This window comes from Clostridium thermobutyricum DSM 4928 (genome assembly GCF_002050515.1).
Taxonomy (GTDB): domain Bacteria; phylum Bacillota; class Clostridia; order Clostridiales; family Clostridiaceae; genus Clostridium; species Clostridium thermobutyricum.
Genome location: NZ_LTAY01000046.1, coordinates 1 through 18,726 on the forward strand (window position 1 = coordinate 1; position 18,726 = coordinate 18,726).

Sequence of the window (18,726 nt, forward strand, 5' to 3'; positions counted from 1 at the left end):
GAAGTAGCATTAGAATTACAGATTGCAAATAAAAATCAAGTTCAAATATAAAAAATATATATTTTATATGTTATATAATATTTGAAATAGTAAATATATTTAAAGATAAAAATTAGAATTTGAAAAAATAAATTTAAAAGTTTATAATAATAAAAAAACATTAGGGAGAAAAGCTTTGGAAGATAAGAAAATTTGTCCTATATGTGGAGATATTTTAGAAGAATATGAATATGCTTATGATAATAATCAGTATGGCAAAAAATATTATAAATGCAAAACATGCGGACATAAAATGAATACAATGGATTAATAAAAAGATGATTTAAATTTTTATGTTTAAATCATCTTTTAAATTTTATATTTGAAAGAGAATTAATACTAAATTTCTTTACAAAGAGATTGGGATAATTTAAACTAATTTGTAGAAATGTTTATACTAGGAGGAAAAAATGAGCGTAGTTACAGTTAAAAATGTAAATCATGGATTTGGTGATAGAGCTATATTTGAAGATGTTTCCTTTAGACTTTTAAAAGGGGAACATGTTGGACTTATTGGAGCAAATGGAGAAGGTAAATCTACCTTTATGAATATAATTACAGGAAAACTTATGCCAGATGAAGGAAATGTAATTTGGTCAAACAACGTTAGAGTTGGATATATGGATCAGCATGCAGTACTTCAAAAGGGAACAAGTATAAGAGATGCATTGAGAGATGCTTTTAAATATCTTTTTGATTTAGAAATAGAAATGAATGATCTTTATGGAAAAATGGGAGATTGTACAGAAGAAGAACTAAATAAAATGTTAGAAAGAACAGCTGTTATACAAGATATGCTTGATAATAATGGTTTTTATCTTATAGATGCAAAAGTAGAAGAGGTAGCTAAAGGGCTTGGACTTTTAGATTTAGGTCTTGACAGAGATGTAGATGATTTATCAGGAGGACAAAGAACTAAAATACTTCTTGGAAAATTACTTTTAGAAAATCCAGATATATTACTTTTAGATGAGCCTACAAACTATTTAGATGAAGAGCATATAATATGGCTTAAAAGATATCTACAAAATTTTGAGAATGCATTCATACTTATATCACATGATATACCATTCTTAAATGATGTAGTAAATTTAATTTATCATGTTGAAGAAAGAAAATTAACTCGTTATGTAGGAGACTACTATGAGTTTAAAAGAATATATGATGAGAATAAAAAGAGACTTATCCAAGCTTATGAAAAGCAACAAAAAGAAATTGCAAGACTTGAAGATTTCGTTGCAAGAAATAAAGCAAATGTTGCAACAACTGGTATGGCAAAATCAAGACAAAAGAAACTTGATAAAATGGAAAGAATAGAACTTTCAGAAGAAAAACCAAAACCAGAATTTAATTTTAAGCAAGGAAGAACATCGGGAAAAATAATATTTGAAACAGAAGATTTAGTAATTGGATATGATAAGCCTCTTACAAAACCATTAAATCTTTATATGGAAAGAGGTCAAAAAATAGCTTTAGTAGGTGCAAATGGACTTGGAAAATCAACACTTTTAAAAAGCTTACTTGGAAAGGTAAAACCTTTAAGTGGAAATGTTAGACTTGGAGATTATCAACAAATAGGATATTTTGAACAAGAAGATAGAGAAGATAACAATAACACTTGTATAGAAGAAGTATGGAATGAGTTCCCAAGTAAAACTCAATATGAAATAAGATCAGCACTTGCAAAATGTGGGCTTACTACAAAGCAACTAGAATCAAAAATAAGAGTTTTATCAGGAGGAGAAGCAGCGAAAGTTAGATTATGCAAAATCCTAAATGTAGAAACAAACATATTAATTCTAGATGAGCCTACAAACCACTTAGACCAAGATGCTAAAGATGAATTAAAGAGAGCATTAAAAGAATATAAAGGAACAATATTACTTGTTTCCCATGAACCAGAGTTTTATAGAGATGTAGTTACAGATATTTGGAATTGTGAGGAATGGACAACTAAAATTGTATAGTTTTAATAGAAGAGTTAGTTTAAAAGCTAACTCTTTTTTGTTATATAATACGAAGATAAAGGAAATAATATAAAATTACTATTATGGAATATATCAATTAAATTATAGTAAATATGATTGAATTATATATTTTTTATATGAACAATTATGACATTATAAGAGTATTTTATTAATAAATATGTTATTAATGGAGTGAATTTATGGGATTTTACGTTAAAGTTGAAGAAGATGTTCAGGTATATTTAGAAGATATTAATGAAAATGGACATAAAACAATTGTTTTTTTACATGGATGGCCAGGAAGTCATGAGTTATTTGAATATCAATATAATGATTTAATAAAAAAAGGATATAGATGTATTGGAATAGATCAAAGAGGATTTGGTAAATCAGATAGACCTGTAAATGGATATGATTATGATACATTAAGTGATGATGTAAAGGCAGTAGTAGATGAACTAAAATTAAAGGATTTTATATTATTAGGACATTCTACAGGAGGTGCAATAGCTATAAGATATATGAGTAGGCATAAAGGTTATGGAGTAGATAAACTTATTCTTTGTGCAGCAGCAGCACCAAGTCTTATAAGGCGTTCATATTTTCCTTATGGAATAAAGCGTGAAGATGTTTATCAAATAATAGAAGGAACATATAGTGATAGGCCTAAAATGCTAAAGAATTTTGGCGATACATTCTTTTATAAAAAACATAGTAAATGGTTTATGGAATGGTTCTTACTATTAGGATTACAAGCTGCAAGTTGGGCTACAGCTGAAATTGCTAATACTTGGCTTGATGAAGAAAAATTATTTAAGGACATGGAAAAAATAGATGTACCTACATTAATTGCTCATGGTATTCATGATAAAGTATGTTTATTTCCTTTAGCAGAACAACAAAGAAAGCTTATAAAGAATTCTAAATTAATAAAGTTTTGTAATAGTGGACATGGACTTTTTTATGATGAAAAAGATAAGTTTAATAAAGAAATAGTGAGTTTTATTGAAGAATAAAGCAAAAAAAGAGTTAGTATAAACTAACTCTTTTTATTTTAATTAAAACTAAAGTATAAAAGAATAAATTATAAAAATATATAGTAAATAATTACATAAAAATATAATCGAAAATAGATAAAAATTTGTATATAAAAAAATAATGGTAAATATTGACAATTAGTTTTAGGAGGAATAGTATAGATTTATTAAAAGAGAATTTAAAGGGGATGAGAAATATGGATGTTTTCGGAGAGCTTTTTGAATTGAAGATTGCCGGTCTTTCTATAAGTGGTGATATTGTAATTCAATGGGTGGTAATGGGAATATTAATCCTTATTGCAATGATTTTCACAAGAAATTTTAGTGTTGAAAATCCAAGTAAAATTCAAATAGTTTTAGAACTCATATATGAGAAGGTAAATAATTTAGTGGAAGAGAATATGGATAAGTCATATAGTTCTTATATACCATTTGTTGGAACACTAGCTATTTATCTCGGAGTTTTAAATATACTTGGAATATTTGGATTTGCACCACCTACGAGAAATCTAAGTGTAGTTACTGGATTTACAATTATAACTTTTGTTTTAGTACATGGAAATGCAATTAAGAGAAATGGATTAAAGTCATATTTTAAAAGTTATGGAAGACCTTTTGTAGCTATGTTACCTATAACCATAATGGAAAAAATAGTATTTCCATTATCACTTGCATTAAGGCTTTTTGGAAATGTATTAGCGGCAACAATAGTAATGGAACTTGTATATACAGGTCTTTCTAAAATAAATTGGTTTGCACAACTTGTAATTCCAATAGCACCACATGGATTTTTTGATTTATTTGATGGAACAATTCAAACAATTATATTTGTAATGTTAACAATAATAACAATTAAATTGCAAGCAGAGGAGTAGGAGGATTATAGTATGAGCGGAATAGGAATGTTAGCAGCAGGGATAGCAGTTATGGCAGGAATTGGTGGTGGAATAGGAACTGGAATAGCAACATCAGCAGCTATAAAAGCAACTGTAAAACAACCAAAGGCAGCTGGTAAGATACAAGCTATATTCATAATGGCAGCAGGGCTTTGTGGAGCAACAGCTATATATGGATTTATAATTTCTATGATTATACTTTTTGTAAAATAATTTTAAAAAAGGAGAAAAGATATGGATTATTCAGTATTAGCAGCAGGGTTTGCAGCAGTAACAAGTATTGGAGCAGGAATAGGAATTGGAATAGCAGCAAAAGGAGCTGTAGAAAGTTTAGCAGAAAGACCAGATATGAGTAGCAAAATACAAAGTTTATTTATATTAGGTGCTGGACTTGCAGAAGCAACAGCTATATATGGATTAGTTGTAGCTATAATCCTTTTATTTGTTAAATAGATTAAAAGGAGTGATAAATATGGAATTGCAATTAGGAAAAGTAATAGCAACAATAATAAATTTTATTATTTTACTTTTAATATTGAAAAAGTTTTTTTGGAATAAAATCGAAAATTTAATAGAGGAAAGACAAAAATTTATTTTAAATAAAATAAATGAAGCAAAAGAAAAAGAAGAACAAGCAGAGAAAATGATTATAGAAAAGGAAGTAGCGTTAAAGGAAGCTAGAATTGAAGGGAAGAAAATAACAGAAAAAAGGAAAAATCAAGCTGATAAAATTTATGATGAAATAATAAATGAAGCTAAAAACTCTGCAAAAATAATAGAAGAAAAATCAAGATTAGAACTTGAAAGAGAAAAACTTAAAGCTATGGAAGAAATAAAAGAAAAATCAGTAGATTTAGCAATAACCTTATCTAAGAAAATAGTTGAAAAGGAACTTGATGAAAAAAATCAAAAGGAAATATTAGATAAATTTATAGAGAATTTTGAGGTGTAAGCTATGTATGATTTTTTAGATAAAAGATATGCTAGAGCTTTATATGAAATTGCGAAAACTAAAAATAAAGTAGAAGAATTTTTAAGTGATTTATATGAGATTTGTGAAGTATTAGATAAAAATAAAAAACTTTTGAAATTACTTAAACACCCTGAAATTAGTATCAATAGAAAAAAAGAAATTTTTTCAAATTTATTTAAAGGAAAAATTGATGATGAATTACTAACTTTTTTATATATTGTGATAGAAAAAGGAAGAATTCTTTATTTAAGAGAAAAATTAAATCAATTAGAAGAAATTTATTTAGAAGAATTAAATACAATAAAAGGAACAGTTAAAACAAAAATTCCGTTAACTACAAAGCAATATGATGATTTAGTAGAAAAATTAGAAAGAAAATATAATAAGACAGTTTTATTAGAAACAAAAATTGATGAAGGTATAATAGGAGGAATTTATATAAATATAAATAATCAAATTATAGATGGAACAATAAATAAACAATATGAAGATTTAAGAAATAAGCTTTTAAAAGAAAATAAATAGGAGGTGATATTATGCATATTAAACCAGAAGAGATAACTTCTGTTATAAAAAATGAAGTTGAAAAATATGAAAGATATTTAAAAACTGTGGATTCAGGTACAATTATAAGAATTGGTGATGGAGTAGCAACTGTATATGGATTAGATGAATGTGTTGAAGGAGAACTTTTAGAGTTTCCTAAAGGTGTATATGGTATGGCTCTTAACTTAGAGCATGATAGTGTAGGATGTGTGCTTTTAGGACCTGAAGAAGGAATAAAAGAAGGAGATGTAGTAGTTAGAACTGGAAAAATAGTAGAAGTTCCTGTTGGAGATAGAATTATAGGAAGAGTTATAGATGCTTTAGGAAATCCAATAGATGGAAAAGGATTTATAAAAAATGATGGATTTAGACCTATTGAGGTAAAAGCGCCTTCTATAATTGATAGAAGTCCTGTTAATGAACCACTTCAAACAGGAATAAAAGCTATAGACTCAATTATTCCAATTGGAAAAGGACAAAGAGAACTTATTATTGGAGATAGACAAACAGGAAAGACATCTATAATAATAGATACAATTTTAAATCAAAAAAAGAAAAATGTAATCTGTATTTATGTGGCTATAGGTCAAAAACAATCAACTGTTGCAAGCTTAGTAAATACTTTAAGAGAAGAAGGGGCTATGGATTATAGTATAGTAGTGTCTGCTTCAGCTTCTGAGCCAGCTCCATTACAATATATTGCACCATATGCAGGTTGTTCAATTGGTGAATATTTTATGGAAAAAGGCAAAGATGTACTTATAATATATGATGATTTATCTAAACATGCAGTAGCTTATAGAACTATGTCTCTTTTATTGAAAAGACCACCAGGAAGAGAAGCATATCCTGGAGATGTTTTTTATATTCATTCAAGGCTTTTAGAAAGAGCAGCAAAATTATCAGAAAAACTTGGTGGAGGATCTTTAACTGCATTACCAATAGTAGAAACTCTTGCAGGAGATGTTTCAGCTTATGTTCCAACTAATATAATTTCAATAACAGATGGACAGATATTTTTAGATTCTGATTTATTTTATTCAGGGCAAAGGCCAGCTGTAAATGCAGGAATATCAGTTTCTAGAGTTGGAGGAAATGCTCAAATAAAAGCTATGAAACAAGTAGCAGGAACACTAAGATTAGAATTAGCTCAATATAGAGAGCTAGCTTCTTTTGCACAATTTGGATCAGATTTAGATAAAGACACAAGAAGAAGACTCGAAAAAGGTAAGAGATTAGTAGAAATTTTAAAACAAGATCAATATGAACCATTAGATGTAAATTATCAAATAATAATGCTTTATGCAGGAGTAAATGATTTTTTAAGTGATATAGATGTTAAAAAAATAAGAGCATTTGAAAAAGGATTTTTTGAGTATATAAAATCAAGTGAGATACTTCTTTTAGATAGTTTAAAGAGAGAAAAAAAGATAACTGATGAAATAAAAGAAGATTTAGAAGAAGCTATTTTAACTTTTAAAAATATGTTTTTAGAAGAATAAGATTTAGGAGAAAATATGTCAGCAACAGGTTTATTAGAAATAAAAAGACGGATCAATAGTGTAAAGAATACTCAAAAAATAACAAAAGCAATGGGGCTTATATCTATCTCTAAATTAAGAAATGCAAAAACAAAATTAAAAGAGAATTATTGTTATTTTAATCAAATATGTAATATAAAAAAAGAGATATTTTATATTGGAAGAAATGAAAATAATATTTTTCTTAAAAAAAATAAATCTAACAATAAGCTATTTCTTGTTATAGCATCTGATTCAGGATTATGTGGAAGTTTCAATGGAAATTGTATAGAGTTTATAAATGAAAAATACGGACTTGAAAAAGAAAATATAAGTGTTTTAGTGATTGGTAAAAGGGGAATATCTTATATAAATAAATATAAGCTTAATTTATATAAAAGTTATGGTGACTTAGATAATGAAGAAAATTATAAAAATATAAAAAATATAGTATTTGATTTTATGGAAAGTTACTACAAAGAGAATTTTGGGGAAGTAATATTAGTTTATACAAAATATAAATCTGCTATAAAACAAGAAGTGGTAGAAGAAAATTTATTGCCATTAAAAAATGAATTTAAAGAAAATGAGAATTTACATTTAGATGAAGTTGTTAGTATAGAAGAGAATGTAGAAGAGTTAATTAATATACTTATATATAAGTATTTAGAAGGTAAAATTATAAATTGTATATTTGATTCAAAAACTAGTGAACAAAGTGTAAGAATGCAAGCTATGAATAGTGCAATTAAAAATGCAGATGATATATTAAAAAGTTTAACTTCAAAATACAATAGAATAAGGCAAAGTGCAATAACTCAAGAAATATCTGAAATAGTTAGTGGATCAGAAGCGCAAAAATAGATGGGAGGAGTAGTAGATGTATAGCAATGTGAGCAAAGTTGGGAAAGTAGTACAAATTATAGGCCCAGTAATAGATATACAATTTAATAAAAAATTTTTACCTAACATACTTAATGCAATAAATATAAAACTCGAAGATGATTCTTTTCTTGTTTGTGAAGTAGAGCAACATGTAGGAGATGATATTGTAAGAGCTATTTCTATGGAAACTACAGAAGGAGTTAGAAGAGGGCTTGAAGCTTATGATACTGGAAGTCCAATTAAAGTGCCTGTTGGTAAAAAAACTTTAGGTAGACTTTTTAATGTATTAGGAAAAGTAATAGATGAAAAAGAAGAATTAAAAGATGTAAGTTATTGTCCTATTCATAGAAAAGCTCCAAGTTTTGAGGAGCAGTCACTTTCACCAGAAATGTTTGAAACAGGAATAAAAGTAATAGATTTAATAGCTCCATATCAAAGAGGTGGAAAAATAGGTCTTTTTGGAGGAGCAGGAGTTGGAAAAACTGTTTTAATTCAAGAACTAATAAATAATATAGCAAAAGAGCAAGGAGGATACTCAGTATTTACTGGAGTGGGGGAAAGATCAAGAGAAGGAAATGATTTATATAGAGAAATGAATGAATCAGGTGTAATTAAAAATACATCGTTAGTATTTGGTCAAATGAATGAGCCACCAGGTGCAAGAATGAGAGTTGCACTTACAGGATTAACAATGGCAGAAGCTTTTAGAGATGAAGGCCAAGATGTACTTTTATTTATAGATAATATTTTTAGATTTTCACAAGCTGGTTCAGAAGTATCAGCACTTTTAGGAAGAATTCCATCAGCAGTAGGATATCAACCTACATTAGCTACAGAAATGGGAGCACTTCAAGAAAGGATAACTTCAGTGAAAAATGGTTCAATAACTTCAGTGCAAGCAGTTTATGTTCCAGCTGATGATTTAACAGATCCTGCTCCGGCAACAACATTTACTCATCTTGATGCGACAACAGTTTTATCAAGAAATATTGCAGAACTTGGGATATATCCAGCAGTAGATCCATTAGAGTCAACATCAAGAATATTAGATCCAAGAATTGTTGGAATAGAGCATTATGAAGTTTCTACAGCAGTTAAAAATATTTTAGAAAGATATAAAGAACTTCAAGATATAATAGCTATACTTGGAATGGATGAACTTTCAGATGAAGATAAACTTTTAGTATCAAGAGCTAGAAAAGTTCAGCGATTTTTATCACAACCATTTACAGTAGCAGAACAATTTACAGGAATGAAAGGAAAATATGTTAAAGTTGAAGATACAATAAAAGGATTTAAAAAAATAATAGATGGAGAGTTAGATAATATTCCTGAATCAGCTTTTTTATTTGCTGGAAGTATTGAAGACGTACTAAATAAAGCTAAGGATTTAGAAAGAGTATAGGAGAGAATAGATGGATAGTTATGAATTAGAAATAATAACTCCATATAAAAAAGCATTTTGTGAAAATATAAAAATGATAACTTTAAAAAATAGTTCTGGGGAGTTTACAATATTAAAAGAATTTAAGAATTTTATATGTAGTTTATTACCTGGAGTAATTAAAATAGAAAAAGAAAATGGAGAAATTTTAGAGTTATTTTTAAGTGAAGGAATATTAGCAGTAAAAAATGATAAAGTTATAATATGTACAAGTAGTGTTGAATTAAAAGAAGAAATAAATTTAGAAAAAGCAAAAAAAGCTAAAGAAAGAGCTGAAAAAAGATTAAAGGAAAAGGAAGTTAATGATATTAGAGCTATATTATCATTAAAGAGGGCAATAGAAAGAATAGATTTTATAAATTCTAAAAGATAATAGTTCATAATTTTTTTGGATTTATTTAATTTATGTGTAATTTTAGAATAGTTATGATATGCTATTATAGAAGAAAAAGAAAAAATCCTTTAAGGAGATATACGGATGAAGATTAAGAGTTTATTAGGAATATTGATAGTAATTATAGTTGGAATATTAATAGTAATTCCAAGAAGTTATTTTGTAAAAAATAATATAAAAGAAGAAAATGCAATATCATCGAAAACTGTACAAAATTTAACTAATGGACCAGAGTATATGAATTCATTTTTAAGAAATACTATAGAGATACAAGCTATTTCTGGAGATATGGGAAATACGATAGAATACACATTAAGAGATTTAATAGCTAAAGATACTGCTGTTAGTATTTTAAATAAAGATTATACTATATTAGAAAATATAAAAGAGAATCTTATAAGTTTAAAAAATGAAAATTCAGAAGAGTTAAGCAATCTTACTAATATACAAATTGATAATATTAATAAGTTAGAAAATCTTAATAAAACAGCTATTCCTAATATACAAAATTTCAATATTCAAAGTCTAGAAGATTTATCAAAGAATATAGCATTTAGTTTTTGTGAAGGAGTGCCTAATATAGGAAATAAATATAAAATAAATTTAGATTCATATAATTCAGTTCTTGCAGAAAAAACTTATGAATATAATTTTGCAAAAGATTATATATCTTAATAAAAAACCTTGCTAAAAATTTTAGCAAGGTTTTTTATTATAAATTTTTACTTAATTCTAAGAAATTATTTATGTCATCTTCAATTATTTTTAGAGAGTTTCTCCAAAAATCAATTGATTGAATATCAATATTCATAAGTTTAGTTATATCTGCTAAATTTGATTTACCAGTTACACTTAACAGTTTATCATAATCTTCAACAAATTCAGAACCTCTCTTTAAATATTCAGCATAAAGTCCTTTTGAAAATAAAAGTCCAAAAGCATAAGGAAAATTATAAAAATTTGCTTCTGCATAATAGTAGTGTGGTTTACAAGCCCACATATAAGGATGAAGATAATTAAAATCAAGACCATCTCCATAAGTTTCTTTTTGAGCATTAATCATAATTTCTTTTAATTCTTCTGAACTTAAAGAAGCTTCTTTTCTTCTATCAAATACTTCTCTTTCAAAAAGAAATCTACTTAAAATATCTACAATTATTTGACCACAATCTGAAATTTCTGTTTCTAAAATAGCAATAGCATCATTTTTATTTGCACCTTTTACAGCAGCTTTTTTTACTATTGTTTCACAAAATGTTGAGGCAGTTTCAGCAATAGGCATAGGATATTCTGAATTTATTTCACTTTCTTTTAAAAGGCATTCTCCGTGATAGCCATGACCTAATTCATGAGCTAAAGTTATTACATCACTTAAAGTTTCTCCAAAATTTAGCATTATACGGCTTTCACCTATCATATGAAGATTTTCGCAAAATGCACCACCAACTTTTCCTTCTTTAGGATAAACATCTATCCATTCATTTTCAATTGCATTTTTAGCAAAAAGTCCTAGTTTTTCTGAAAAAGTAGTGAAATTTTTAATTATAAAATCTTTAGCTTCATCAAAAGTAAATTTTTGTTCAGAATCTATTATTGGTGCGAAAAGATTATAAAAAGGAAGACCATTTTTATTTCCTAATAATTCAGCTTTTCTTTTATAATATTTTCTAAATACAGGAAGACTTTCTTTCATAGCAGAAAGCATTGCATTTAAAGATTTCATATCTAGTCTAGAGTTAATAACAGTTTCTTCTAAAGGACTAGAATATCCACGTAATTTAGAAATAGTTATAACTTCACCTTTAATTCCATTTAAAGCAGAAGAGACAGAATTTTCGATTTTTGTATAAGATTTTAATTCAGCTTCATAAGCAGCCTTTCTAATTTTTTCATCTTTATCAAATGCCATATTTCTAACAACACTTAATGGTAAAGATTTTTTTTCACCATTTATCTCAATATCAACAAGTAAAGATGAAGTTTCTAAATCTTTTAATTTAGTCCAAGAAGAAGATCCAGAACCTTTCATTTGAGCAATTATTAATTCTTCTCTATCACTTAATATATGTTTACTATATTCTTTTATTTCGTTAAGATGAAATGCATGCTCTTTTAATAAATCAGATGAATTTATTATTTCTGATAAATTATCTATTGATCCTATCCATTTATATAGTTTAGCTTCTGAATCTGCAATAGAAGCTAATTTTTGTTCAAGTATATCAAGAGTTTTAATAGCCACTACATCTTTAGTATTTACGCTCATTACTAAATTTGAATACATTATAAGTTTATTTGATAAAGCTTTAAAATTATTTGTTTCATTTATATATTTTTTTAGTTTTTCTTTTAAATCAAATCTATCGTTAGTTATTGAAGAAACAAAAGATTTGTAATTATTAATTTTTTTATTAAATAAATCCATATCAGCCTTAAATTCAGGTGATTCAAAGCTAGAATATAAATTATTTAAATTCCAATTTCCATTCATAATAGTACCTCCTATATAGTTATATATAAAATTATATCATTAATAATTATTAAAAATGTTATATAAAAATAAATAAAAAAACTACAAGTATAAACTTGTAGTTTTTTATGTTGTAGTTTACAAAGTTTTTAAAGTTCTTAAAAGTAAAGTTCCAGCAAATAAAGCTGAAATAAAATTAGATAAAGGTAAAACAATCCAGATACCTTCTAATCCTAAATTAAAACCATAAGGTAATATATATAATAATGGAATAAAGAAAATTACTCTTCTAAATAAAGAAAGAATAATAGATTCTTTGGCTCTTCCAATAGCTCTATAGAAGGAAATTGATAGAAAGTATATACCTAATAATGGAGAGGCTAATAAAGCTATTATTAAAATTTTACTACTATAATTAATTAAAGCTAGTTTAGTAGTAAACATTTCTGATAATGGTTTAGAAAAAATCATTATTAAAATAGTTCCAATTAATGCAACTCCAGTTGAAAATATAAATCCCCATTTTACAGCTTCTTTTACTCTTTTTATATTATTTGCTCCAAAATTATAACCTATTAAAGGTTGATTACCTCTGTTAAAGCCAGCAACAGATTTTTGTATAATAGAAGTTAATTTAAAAACTATCCCATATACAGCTATAACATAATTTCCACCAAAGTGGTATAAATCATTATTTAGTAGCATTATTGATATACTCCCAGCAAATTGATTCAGGAAAGTTGAAAATCCTATAGGTAAGCATTCTTTAATAAGTTTGAAATCATATTTAATATATTTTAATTTTACTTTAAGTAGAGTTTTAAATTTAAAGCAATAAATTACGTAAAGTAAATTTATGAGTTTAGCAATAGTAGTTGCTAGTCCAGCTCCTAAAACTCCCCATTTAAATATTACTATGAAAATAAAATCTAAAATGATATTAGATATAATACTTATAACTGTACCAATCATAGAATATTTTGTAGAACCTTCACCTCTCATAACATTATTAGATGCTAAACAAAGAGGATTAAATAAGATTCCTATAAACATCATTTCTGCATACCTTGAGGAATAATAAATAGCATTTCCTCTAGCGCCAAATAACTCTACAATATCTTTTGTAAAAACTAAACCAATAATACAAAGAATTATAGATATAGTTAATATAAATGCAACTAATGTTCCAACAGCTTTTTCTGCTTTATCTATATTTTTTTTACCTAATTGCCTAGATATAAATGAACCAACTCCAGATGCAAAAAGCATAGCAATTGAAGAAATCATCATTTGAATTGGTAAGTATAAAGATACAGCAGCAATACCAATAGAAAAAACATATCTTCCTATAAAAATTGTATCTATTATGTTATAAATTACAGTAGATACTGTAGAAATAGCAGAAGGAGAACTTATCTTTAGAACAGATTTCTGAATCTTTTCTTTTCCTAAAATATAATCTCTATCCATAAAAATCCTCCTTTTATTTATAATATTTCATTCTTAAAATGTTAGCATCATATAATAAAAAAATCTAGGTATAAATAGTTAATTATATTTTTTATTTATGAATAAGAGGTTCATAAATAAAAAAACCAAAGTAAAATTTTACTTTGGTTTTAAAAATTTAGCCTCTTTTATCAATTACATTTTGGATTAATGCCTTACATCTACCACATGCAGTACCAGCACCTGTGATTTCTCCAACTTTTTCTACAGTATCAGCGCCAGATTTTACCGCATTAACTACAGCTTCCATAGAAACGTTTTTACATCCACAAACACTAGCTAATATTTTTTCGATTTCAGGAATACATCCACCGCATCCAGTACCAGCACCAGTAGCTTCTTTAATCTCATCAAGAGTTCTAGCTCCATTTATCATAGCTTTTCTAATATCTATATAACTAACATTTTTACATCTACAAATAATTCTTTCTCCATTACTCATAATGAACACACTCCTTTAATATATAATGTTTTATTTAGCTTATTTTCTTTAATTTTATCTATAAAAGATCATAAACATGAAATATATTATAATATTTTTATAATTAAATAGCTATAGAATAAAGAATTATTTAATAGAGTTTAAAATAAATTAAAAAATATATGTTATTATAATGATGAAATTAAAATTTAATTGGAGTGATATTAATGAAAACTAATTACCATACTCATAATTTAAGATGTAAGCACGCTACTGGAAATGTTTTAGATTATGTAAAAATGGCTATAGAAGAAGGATATGAAGAAATAGGAATATCAGATCATATGCCACATCCAGGATTAGGAATTGATGATAAATCAAGAATGTTTTATGATGAACTTAGTAGCTATTTTAGCGAAATAGATTCTGCTAAAAAGCTTATTGGAGATAAAATTAAAATAAAAAAAGGATTAGAATGTGAATATTTTGAAGAGCTAAAATGGATTTATAAAGAATTAAAAGAAGAATACAAAGTTGATTATTTAATTTTAGGAGCTCACTTTTTTAAACATAAAGGGAATTGGGTTTACGTAGGATGGGAATTGGACCATTTTATGCTAGAAGAATACATAAATCATGTAATAAAATCAATGGAAACTGGTCTTTTTAAATATTTAGCTCATCCAGACCTTTTCTTTATGATATACAAAGAATGGGATGAATATTCAATAAAAGCTTCGAGAAGGATTCTAGAAGCGGCAGAAAGATTAAATATGCCGTTAGAAATAAATATAAATGGAATGAAGAAAGCAAAAGTAAAATGTAAAGATGGAGAAAGATATCCATATCCTCATAAAGAATTTTGGAAACTATCAAAAGAGTATAAAGTTAAAAGAATAATAGGAGTAGATGCACATAATCCAAAAGATTTAAAAGATTATAAAAAGGGATTAGATTTTGCTAAAGAGCTAGACTTAGAAACAATAGATAGATTAGAAATTTAAAAAAATATCCTAAAGTATATTTATACTTTAGGATATTTTTTAGTTTAAATCCACTCAACAGATATTTCTTTTCTTGGAACTGTTCTTTTATAAGTAACTCTTGGATATCCTATAACCATACAAGTAACAAGATTTTCACCTTCTTTTAATCCTAAGAATTCATTTATTTTAGGATTTGCAACAGCAGCTCTTGCTAAGAATCCGCTAAAATATGTTCCAAGGCCAAGAGCATTAACCATAAGTTCCATGTTAGATGAAGCTAAAGAACCATTAACATATGAAGGAGATTTAACTATTATTAAAGCAGGAGCTTTAAAGAAAAGCTTGTCTTCTCCATTAGGATTTTCTAAAAAGTCATTATACATTTTTATCCACATTCTTGCATAATTTTTTATATAATCTGCAGTTGATGCATCAGTAAGTAATTTATTACCTAAATCATTTAAAGTTTCAAGAACTAATTTTCTAAGCTCTTGTAATTTATCTTTAACAACAACATAAGATACATCTTGCATATTGCTTCCTGTTTGAGTAAATCTTCCAGCTTCTAAAATTTTCTCTAATTTTTCATTTTCAACTTCTTTATTTTTAAATAATCTAGTACTTCTTCTGAATTTTATAAAATTCATTAAATTTTCAGGCGTAATTGAAAAAGTATCTTTATCAAATTCTTTAACCTCATTCATATCATAGTGATTTGTAGACACAGCATTTTTAGGACATATAGCTATACAGTGTCCACAACTTATACAAGCTTCATTTTTTATAAATGCTTTCCCATCTCTCATTTCAATATCACTAACTATACAATCTTGAGTACAAAGAGTACACCCAATACATTTTTCGTTATCAACTAACATCATTTAAAAATCAACTTCTTTCTTTTAAATTTTAAATTTATACCGTATAATTTTTAATGTATATCTTTATTGAGATTATATTATTACATTAAAATTATGACAAGTAGGCAAACAAAGTTTACTTACTTACAAAAAGTTTAGTAAGGAGACCTTTATATGAAGAAAAAGAAGCTAAGAGATGAAGAAGCAATACAAAAGTCATTAAAGCTTTTAAGTGGAAAATGGAGATTGAGAGTTATTCTAGAAATATATAAAGAAGATAAAATACGTTTTAATAAATTACAAAAAAATATAGATGGAATATCAAGTATAATGCTTACTAGAATATTAAAAGAATTGATAGAAAATAAATTAGTATTAAGAGAACAATTTGATGAAATTCCACCACATGTTGAATATTCTTTAACAAGGGAAGCTCTAGGATTATGTCAGGTTTTTAATGTTTTAGAGGAATTAGGAAAAAAATTAAAATAGAGGAGATTTACATATGGAAAAAGTAATTGTTGTAGGTGGAGGGCCAGCAGGAATAATGGCAGCATTAAAAGCTTCAGAAAAGAATGAAGTTATTTTAATAGAGAGAAATAATGAAGTTGGTAAAAAACTTAAACTTACTGGTGGAGGAAGATGTAACATAACAAATAATAGAGATATTGATGAGATGTTACAAAAAGTAGTTACAAATAAAAAATTTTTATATTCAGCTTTTTATAGCTTTACAAATAGAGATCTTTTAGATTACTTTTCAAGTAAAAATTTAGAATATAAAGTTGAATATGATCAAAAGGTTTATACAGGAAGTGATAAAGCAGATGATGTTATAAAAACTCTTTTAGATGATTTAAAAAATAAAGGAGTAAAAATTTTATACAATTCTAAAGTTTCAGATTTAATTGTAGAAGAGGATAAAATAAAGGGAGTAGTTATAAATAATATAGAAGTAATTAATGGAGATAAAGTAATAATTGCAACTGGAGGAAAAAGTCATCCTCAAACAGGTTCAGATGGTAGTATGTATGATATATTAGAAAAGTATGGACATAAAATGCAACCTCAGTATGCAGCACTTATCCCATTAGTAATAAAAGAAGATTTTATCTCAAAACTACAAGGGATATCAATGAAAGAAGTTGTAATGAGAGCAAGGGTTAAAAAGAAAAAATTTGAACAAATAGGAGATATGATATTTACTCATTTTGGTATATCGGGTCCGGGAGTATTAAAATTATCTTCATATATAAATAAAGCTCTTGAAAATGAAGATATAACTTTAACTTTAGACTTTTTAAGTGATAAAAGCAGAGAGGAGATAGGAAGTATAATAAGATCTAATCCTCAAAAAACTGTTATAAATAATATAAAAGGACTTCTACCTCAAAATTTTTTAAAGCAAATAATAAGCTTATGTGATTTAGAAGAAGTAAAATCAGCAGAACTTAAGAAAAAAGATGAAAATAAATTAATATCTATGATAAAGGAAATGACCATTACTGCAAGAGAAACATTAACAATAAAAGCAGCTATGGTAACAAGTGGAGGAGTATCTGTTAAAGATATAAATTCATCTACTTTGCAATCCAAAATAGTTAAAGGATTATATCTTTGTGGAGAAGTAATTGATGTAGATGCAGAAACTGGAGGATATAATCTCCAAATAGCATTTTCTACTGGAAATTTAGCAGGTAGATTAGAGGAATAATTATCTGAATACAGGGCAAAATAAAATTATCTTAATAACAGGAGGTAATTTATTATGAGATTTTTAGATGGAATTGCTTTAATATTAGTAGTAATAGGAGCAATAAATTGGGGAATTATAGGATTCTTTGGATTTAATGTTGTAGAAGCTATATTCGGAATAGGCGTATTAAGTGCAATAATATATATTTTAGTAGGATTAGGTGGGCTATACGCTATATCATTCTTTGCTAGAGATAGAAGAAGAGTTCATCATTAATTTATACAAAATAAAAGCTTTGTTTTAAAGCTAACTAAAAGGACTTTTTCATGTGAAAAAGTCCTTTTTTAATTAAAAATGTTTTCTAAATATATAGTTTGTTTTTATATTTAGAACAGACTCAATATATATAAATTAAAAATCAAAACTTTACATATTAAAATTAACAAAAAAGTAATCATTTGGTTATTTATACAAAAGTTTTAATTGGTAAAATTATAAATAATAACATATTAATAACAAATTAGAAGGTGCTATATATGAAAGAATATTTTAAAGATTTTCAAAAAGCAGAGCTTATAAAAAAAGGAATGTCCGATGAACAGATACGAGCTCTTAATGAGTCTATCCATCTTTATTACAAAAAGTATACAAAATTAGATATTGGGTGTATTGAAGAAAAAATATTAGAATTAGATAATTTAGAGGATCTAATAGATTCATCTATAGCCTATGGAGTAGGACAACATAAAATACTTAGAAAAGTTGTAACTGATTATATAGACAATAACTTTTCAAGTAAATTTTTTTATAAAGGACTGTTTTATAGAACAATAAGAAGTGCAGCTCCAGATTATTGGGATATGGGGGGAACATCTTACTATAGAGCTTTTTTAACAGAATCAAAACTTAAATTATATTGTTTAGATAATTTTTTTAGATTAGTAGAGATAAAAAATATAGATTTAAAAAACATAGAAGGAGTATCTATGTTTGATCATATAAAGATTGAAGGAAAAATAATTAATATATACTACCAAATTTTAAGGATAAAAGAAAATAATATTTCTAATGATTATTATATGT

At 26.4% G+C, this 18,726-nt stretch carries 22 protein-coding genes; 18 read left to right on the forward strand and 4 right to left on the reverse strand.

Translation table 11 applies throughout. From position 1 onward, the window contains the following. Positions 1 to 175: 175 nt before the first annotated feature. The 13 genes from CLTHE_RS17135 to CLTHE_RS09035 all read left to right on the forward strand — a co-directional run bounded on the left by CLTHE_RS17135 (position 176) and on the right by CLTHE_RS09035 (position 10,376). The gene (locus tag CLTHE_RS17135; RefSeq protein WP_002597862.1) at positions 176 to 310 is read left to right on the forward strand and encodes a hypothetical protein; all 135 of its coding nucleotides are present in this window, start codon (positions 176 to 178) and stop codon (positions 308 to 310) included. A gap of 139 nt (positions 311 to 449) precedes the next feature. Beyond that, entirely contained in the window at positions 450 to 2,006 is a 1,557-nt protein-coding gene (locus CLTHE_RS08980) for an ABC-F family ATP-binding cassette domain-containing protein (protein ID WP_080023019.1), read from the forward strand. A 200-nt stretch (positions 2,007 to 2,206) separates the two neighbouring features. Next, the gene (locus CLTHE_RS08985; protein WP_080023022.1) at positions 2,207 to 3,022 is read left to right on the forward strand and encodes an alpha/beta fold hydrolase; all 816 of its coding nucleotides are present in this window, start codon (positions 2,207 to 2,209) and stop codon (positions 3,020 to 3,022) included. Positions 3,023 to 3,240: 218 nt separating this feature from the next. Further along, on the forward strand, positions 3,241 to 3,918 hold the full coding sequence (locus tag CLTHE_RS08990) for a F0F1 ATP synthase subunit A (protein ID WP_080023025.1): 678 nt from the start codon (positions 3,241 to 3,243) through the stop codon (positions 3,916 to 3,918). A 12-nt stretch (positions 3,919 to 3,930) separates the two neighbouring features. After that, entirely contained in the window at positions 3,931 to 4,152 is a 222-nt protein-coding gene (locus CLTHE_RS08995) for an ATP synthase subunit c family protein (RefSeq protein ID WP_080023027.1), read from the forward strand. Between the two features lie 21 nt (positions 4,153 to 4,173). Continuing rightward, positions 4,174 to 4,392, forward strand: a complete 219-nt coding sequence (gene atpE, locus CLTHE_RS09000; RefSeq protein ID WP_080023028.1) for an ATP synthase F0 subunit C — start codon at positions 4,174 to 4,176, stop codon at positions 4,390 to 4,392. 19 nt (positions 4,393 to 4,411) lie between these two features. Continuing rightward, a complete protein-coding gene (locus CLTHE_RS09005; RefSeq protein ID WP_080023029.1) occupies positions 4,412 to 4,891 on the forward strand; it encodes a F0F1 ATP synthase subunit B in 480 nt (159 codons plus the stop codon). A gap of 3 nt (positions 4,892 to 4,894) precedes the next feature. After that, on the forward strand, positions 4,895 to 5,437 hold the full coding sequence (locus CLTHE_RS09010) for a F0F1 ATP synthase subunit delta (protein WP_080023030.1): 543 nt from the start codon (positions 4,895 to 4,897) through the stop codon (positions 5,435 to 5,437). A gap of 11 nt (positions 5,438 to 5,448) precedes the next feature. Then, a complete protein-coding gene (gene atpA, locus CLTHE_RS09015; RefSeq protein ID WP_080023031.1) occupies positions 5,449 to 6,960 on the forward strand; it encodes a F0F1 ATP synthase subunit alpha in 1,512 nt (503 codons plus the stop codon). Between the two features lie 15 nt (positions 6,961 to 6,975). After that, entirely contained in the window at positions 6,976 to 7,842 is an 867-nt protein-coding gene (atpG, locus tag CLTHE_RS09020) for an ATP synthase F1 subunit gamma (RefSeq protein ID WP_080023032.1), read from the forward strand. A 16-nt stretch (positions 7,843 to 7,858) separates the two neighbouring features. After that, positions 7,859 to 9,268, forward strand: coding sequence for a F0F1 ATP synthase subunit beta (gene atpD, locus CLTHE_RS09025; RefSeq protein WP_080023033.1), 1,410 nt, complete (start codon positions 7,859 to 7,861; stop codon positions 9,266 to 9,268). Positions 9,269 to 9,278: 10 nt separating this feature from the next. Then, a complete protein-coding gene (atpC, locus tag CLTHE_RS09030; RefSeq protein WP_080023034.1) occupies positions 9,279 to 9,680 on the forward strand; it encodes an ATP synthase F1 subunit epsilon in 402 nt (133 codons plus the stop codon). A gap of 105 nt (positions 9,681 to 9,785) precedes the next feature. Further along, positions 9,786 to 10,376, forward strand: a complete 591-nt coding sequence (locus tag CLTHE_RS09035) for a hypothetical protein (RefSeq protein WP_080023035.1) — start codon at positions 9,786 to 9,788, stop codon at positions 10,374 to 10,376. A 37-nt stretch (positions 10,377 to 10,413) separates the two neighbouring features. Here CLTHE_RS09035 and CLTHE_RS09040 read toward each other — a convergent pair whose 3' ends face one another. The 3 genes from CLTHE_RS09040 to CLTHE_RS09050 form a co-directional block, all read right to left on the reverse strand. Next, entirely contained in the window at positions 10,414 to 12,192 is a 1,779-nt protein-coding gene (locus CLTHE_RS09040) for a M3 family oligoendopeptidase (RefSeq protein ID WP_080023036.1), read from the reverse strand. Positions 12,193 to 12,309: 117 nt separating this feature from the next. Further along, positions 12,310 to 13,641, reverse strand: a complete 1,332-nt coding sequence (locus CLTHE_RS09045) for an MATE family efflux transporter (protein WP_080023037.1) — start codon at positions 13,639 to 13,641, stop codon at positions 12,310 to 12,312. A 157-nt stretch (positions 13,642 to 13,798) separates the two neighbouring features. Continuing rightward, complete coding sequence (locus CLTHE_RS09050; RefSeq protein WP_080023038.1) at positions 13,799 to 14,122, reverse strand: (2Fe-2S)-binding protein; 324 nt, start codon at positions 14,120 to 14,122, stop codon at positions 13,799 to 13,801. 206 nt (positions 14,123 to 14,328) lie between these two features. Here CLTHE_RS09050 and CLTHE_RS09055 point away from each other — a divergent pair, with 206 nt between their 5' ends. After that, entirely contained in the window at positions 14,329 to 15,105 is a 777-nt protein-coding gene (locus CLTHE_RS09055) for a histidinol-phosphatase (RefSeq protein WP_080023039.1), read from the forward strand. Positions 15,106 to 15,149: 44 nt separating this feature from the next. Here CLTHE_RS09055 and CLTHE_RS09060 read toward each other — a convergent pair whose 3' ends face one another. Further along, complete coding sequence (locus tag CLTHE_RS09060) at positions 15,150 to 15,968, reverse strand: nitroreductase family protein (RefSeq protein WP_080023040.1); 819 nt, start codon at positions 15,966 to 15,968, stop codon at positions 15,150 to 15,152. A gap of 153 nt (positions 15,969 to 16,121) precedes the next feature. Here CLTHE_RS09060 and CLTHE_RS09065 point away from each other — a divergent pair, with 153 nt between their 5' ends. The 4 genes from CLTHE_RS09065 to CLTHE_RS09080 form a co-directional block, all read left to right on the forward strand. After that, positions 16,122 to 16,439 (forward strand): winged helix-turn-helix transcriptional regulator, encoded by a 318-nt coding sequence (locus tag CLTHE_RS09065; RefSeq protein ID WP_080023041.1) that lies wholly within the window; start codon positions 16,122 to 16,124, stop codon positions 16,437 to 16,439. 13 nt (positions 16,440 to 16,452) lie between these two features. Next, positions 16,453 to 17,661 (forward strand): BaiN/RdsA family NAD(P)/FAD-dependent oxidoreductase, encoded by a 1,209-nt coding sequence (locus CLTHE_RS09070; protein ID WP_080023042.1) that lies wholly within the window; start codon positions 16,453 to 16,455, stop codon positions 17,659 to 17,661. Positions 17,662 to 17,715: 54 nt separating this feature from the next. Continuing rightward, positions 17,716 to 17,919: a DUF378 domain-containing protein gene (locus CLTHE_RS09075; protein WP_080023043.1), complete on the forward strand. Its 204-nt coding sequence runs from the start codon at positions 17,716 to 17,718 to the stop codon at positions 17,917 to 17,919. 260 nt (positions 17,920 to 18,179) lie between these two features. Further along, positions 18,180 to 18,726, forward strand: a 547-nt coding sequence (locus tag CLTHE_RS09080; RefSeq protein WP_143324055.1) for a hypothetical protein, incomplete at its 3' end; no start/stop codon positions are given.

Bases quoted from the DNA above. Each gene is read 5' to 3' on its own strand.
- CLTHE_RS08980 (WP_080023019.1), top strand. From the start codon at position 450: ATGAGCGTAGTTACAGTTAAAAATGTAAATCATGGATTTGGTGATAGA.
- CLTHE_RS08985 (WP_080023022.1), top strand. From the start codon at position 2,207: ATGGGATTTTACGTTAAAGTTGAAGAAGATGTTCAGGTATATTTAGAA.
- CLTHE_RS08990 (WP_080023025.1), top strand. From the start codon at position 3,241: ATGGATGTTTTCGGAGAGCTTTTTGAATTGAAGATTGCCGGTCTTTCT.
- CLTHE_RS08995 (WP_080023027.1), top strand. From the start codon at position 3,931: ATGAGCGGAATAGGAATGTTAGCAGCAGGGATAGCAGTTATGGCAGGA.
- atpE (WP_080023028.1), top strand. From the start codon at position 4,174: ATGGATTATTCAGTATTAGCAGCAGGGTTTGCAGCAGTAACAAGTATT.
- CLTHE_RS09005 (WP_080023029.1), top strand. From the start codon at position 4,412: ATGGAATTGCAATTAGGAAAAGTAATAGCAACAATAATAAATTTTATT.
- CLTHE_RS09010 (WP_080023030.1), top strand. From the start codon at position 4,895: ATGTATGATTTTTTAGATAAAAGATATGCTAGAGCTTTATATGAAATT.
- atpA (WP_080023031.1), top strand. From the start codon at position 5,449: ATGCATATTAAACCAGAAGAGATAACTTCTGTTATAAAAAATGAAGTT.
- atpG (WP_080023032.1), top strand. From the start codon at position 6,976: ATGTCAGCAACAGGTTTATTAGAAATAAAAAGACGGATCAATAGTGTA.
- atpD (WP_080023033.1), top strand. From the start codon at position 7,859: ATGTATAGCAATGTGAGCAAAGTTGGGAAAGTAGTACAAATTATAGGC.
- atpC (WP_080023034.1), top strand. From the start codon at position 9,279: ATGGATAGTTATGAATTAGAAATAATAACTCCATATAAAAAAGCATTT.
- CLTHE_RS09035 (WP_080023035.1), top strand. From the start codon at position 9,786: ATGAAGATTAAGAGTTTATTAGGAATATTGATAGTAATTATAGTTGGA.
- CLTHE_RS09040 (WP_080023036.1), bottom strand. From the start codon at position 12,192: ATGAATGGAAATTGGAATTTAAATAATTTATATTCTAGCTTTGAATCA.
- CLTHE_RS09045 (WP_080023037.1), bottom strand. From the start codon at position 13,641: ATGGATAGAGATTATATTTTAGGAAAAGAAAAGATTCAGAAATCTGTT.
- CLTHE_RS09050 (WP_080023038.1), bottom strand. From the start codon at position 14,122: ATGAGTAATGGAGAAAGAATTATTTGTAGATGTAAAAATGTTAGTTAT.
- CLTHE_RS09055 (WP_080023039.1), top strand. From the start codon at position 14,329: ATGAAAACTAATTACCATACTCATAATTTAAGATGTAAGCACGCTACT.
- CLTHE_RS09060 (WP_080023040.1), bottom strand. From the start codon at position 15,968: ATGATGTTAGTTGATAACGAAAAATGTATTGGGTGTACTCTTTGTACT.
- CLTHE_RS09065 (WP_080023041.1), top strand. From the start codon at position 16,122: ATGAAGAAAAAGAAGCTAAGAGATGAAGAAGCAATACAAAAGTCATTA.
- CLTHE_RS09070 (WP_080023042.1), top strand. From the start codon at position 16,453: ATGGAAAAAGTAATTGTTGTAGGTGGAGGGCCAGCAGGAATAATGGCA.
- CLTHE_RS09075 (WP_080023043.1), top strand. From the start codon at position 17,716: ATGAGATTTTTAGATGGAATTGCTTTAATATTAGTAGTAATAGGAGCA.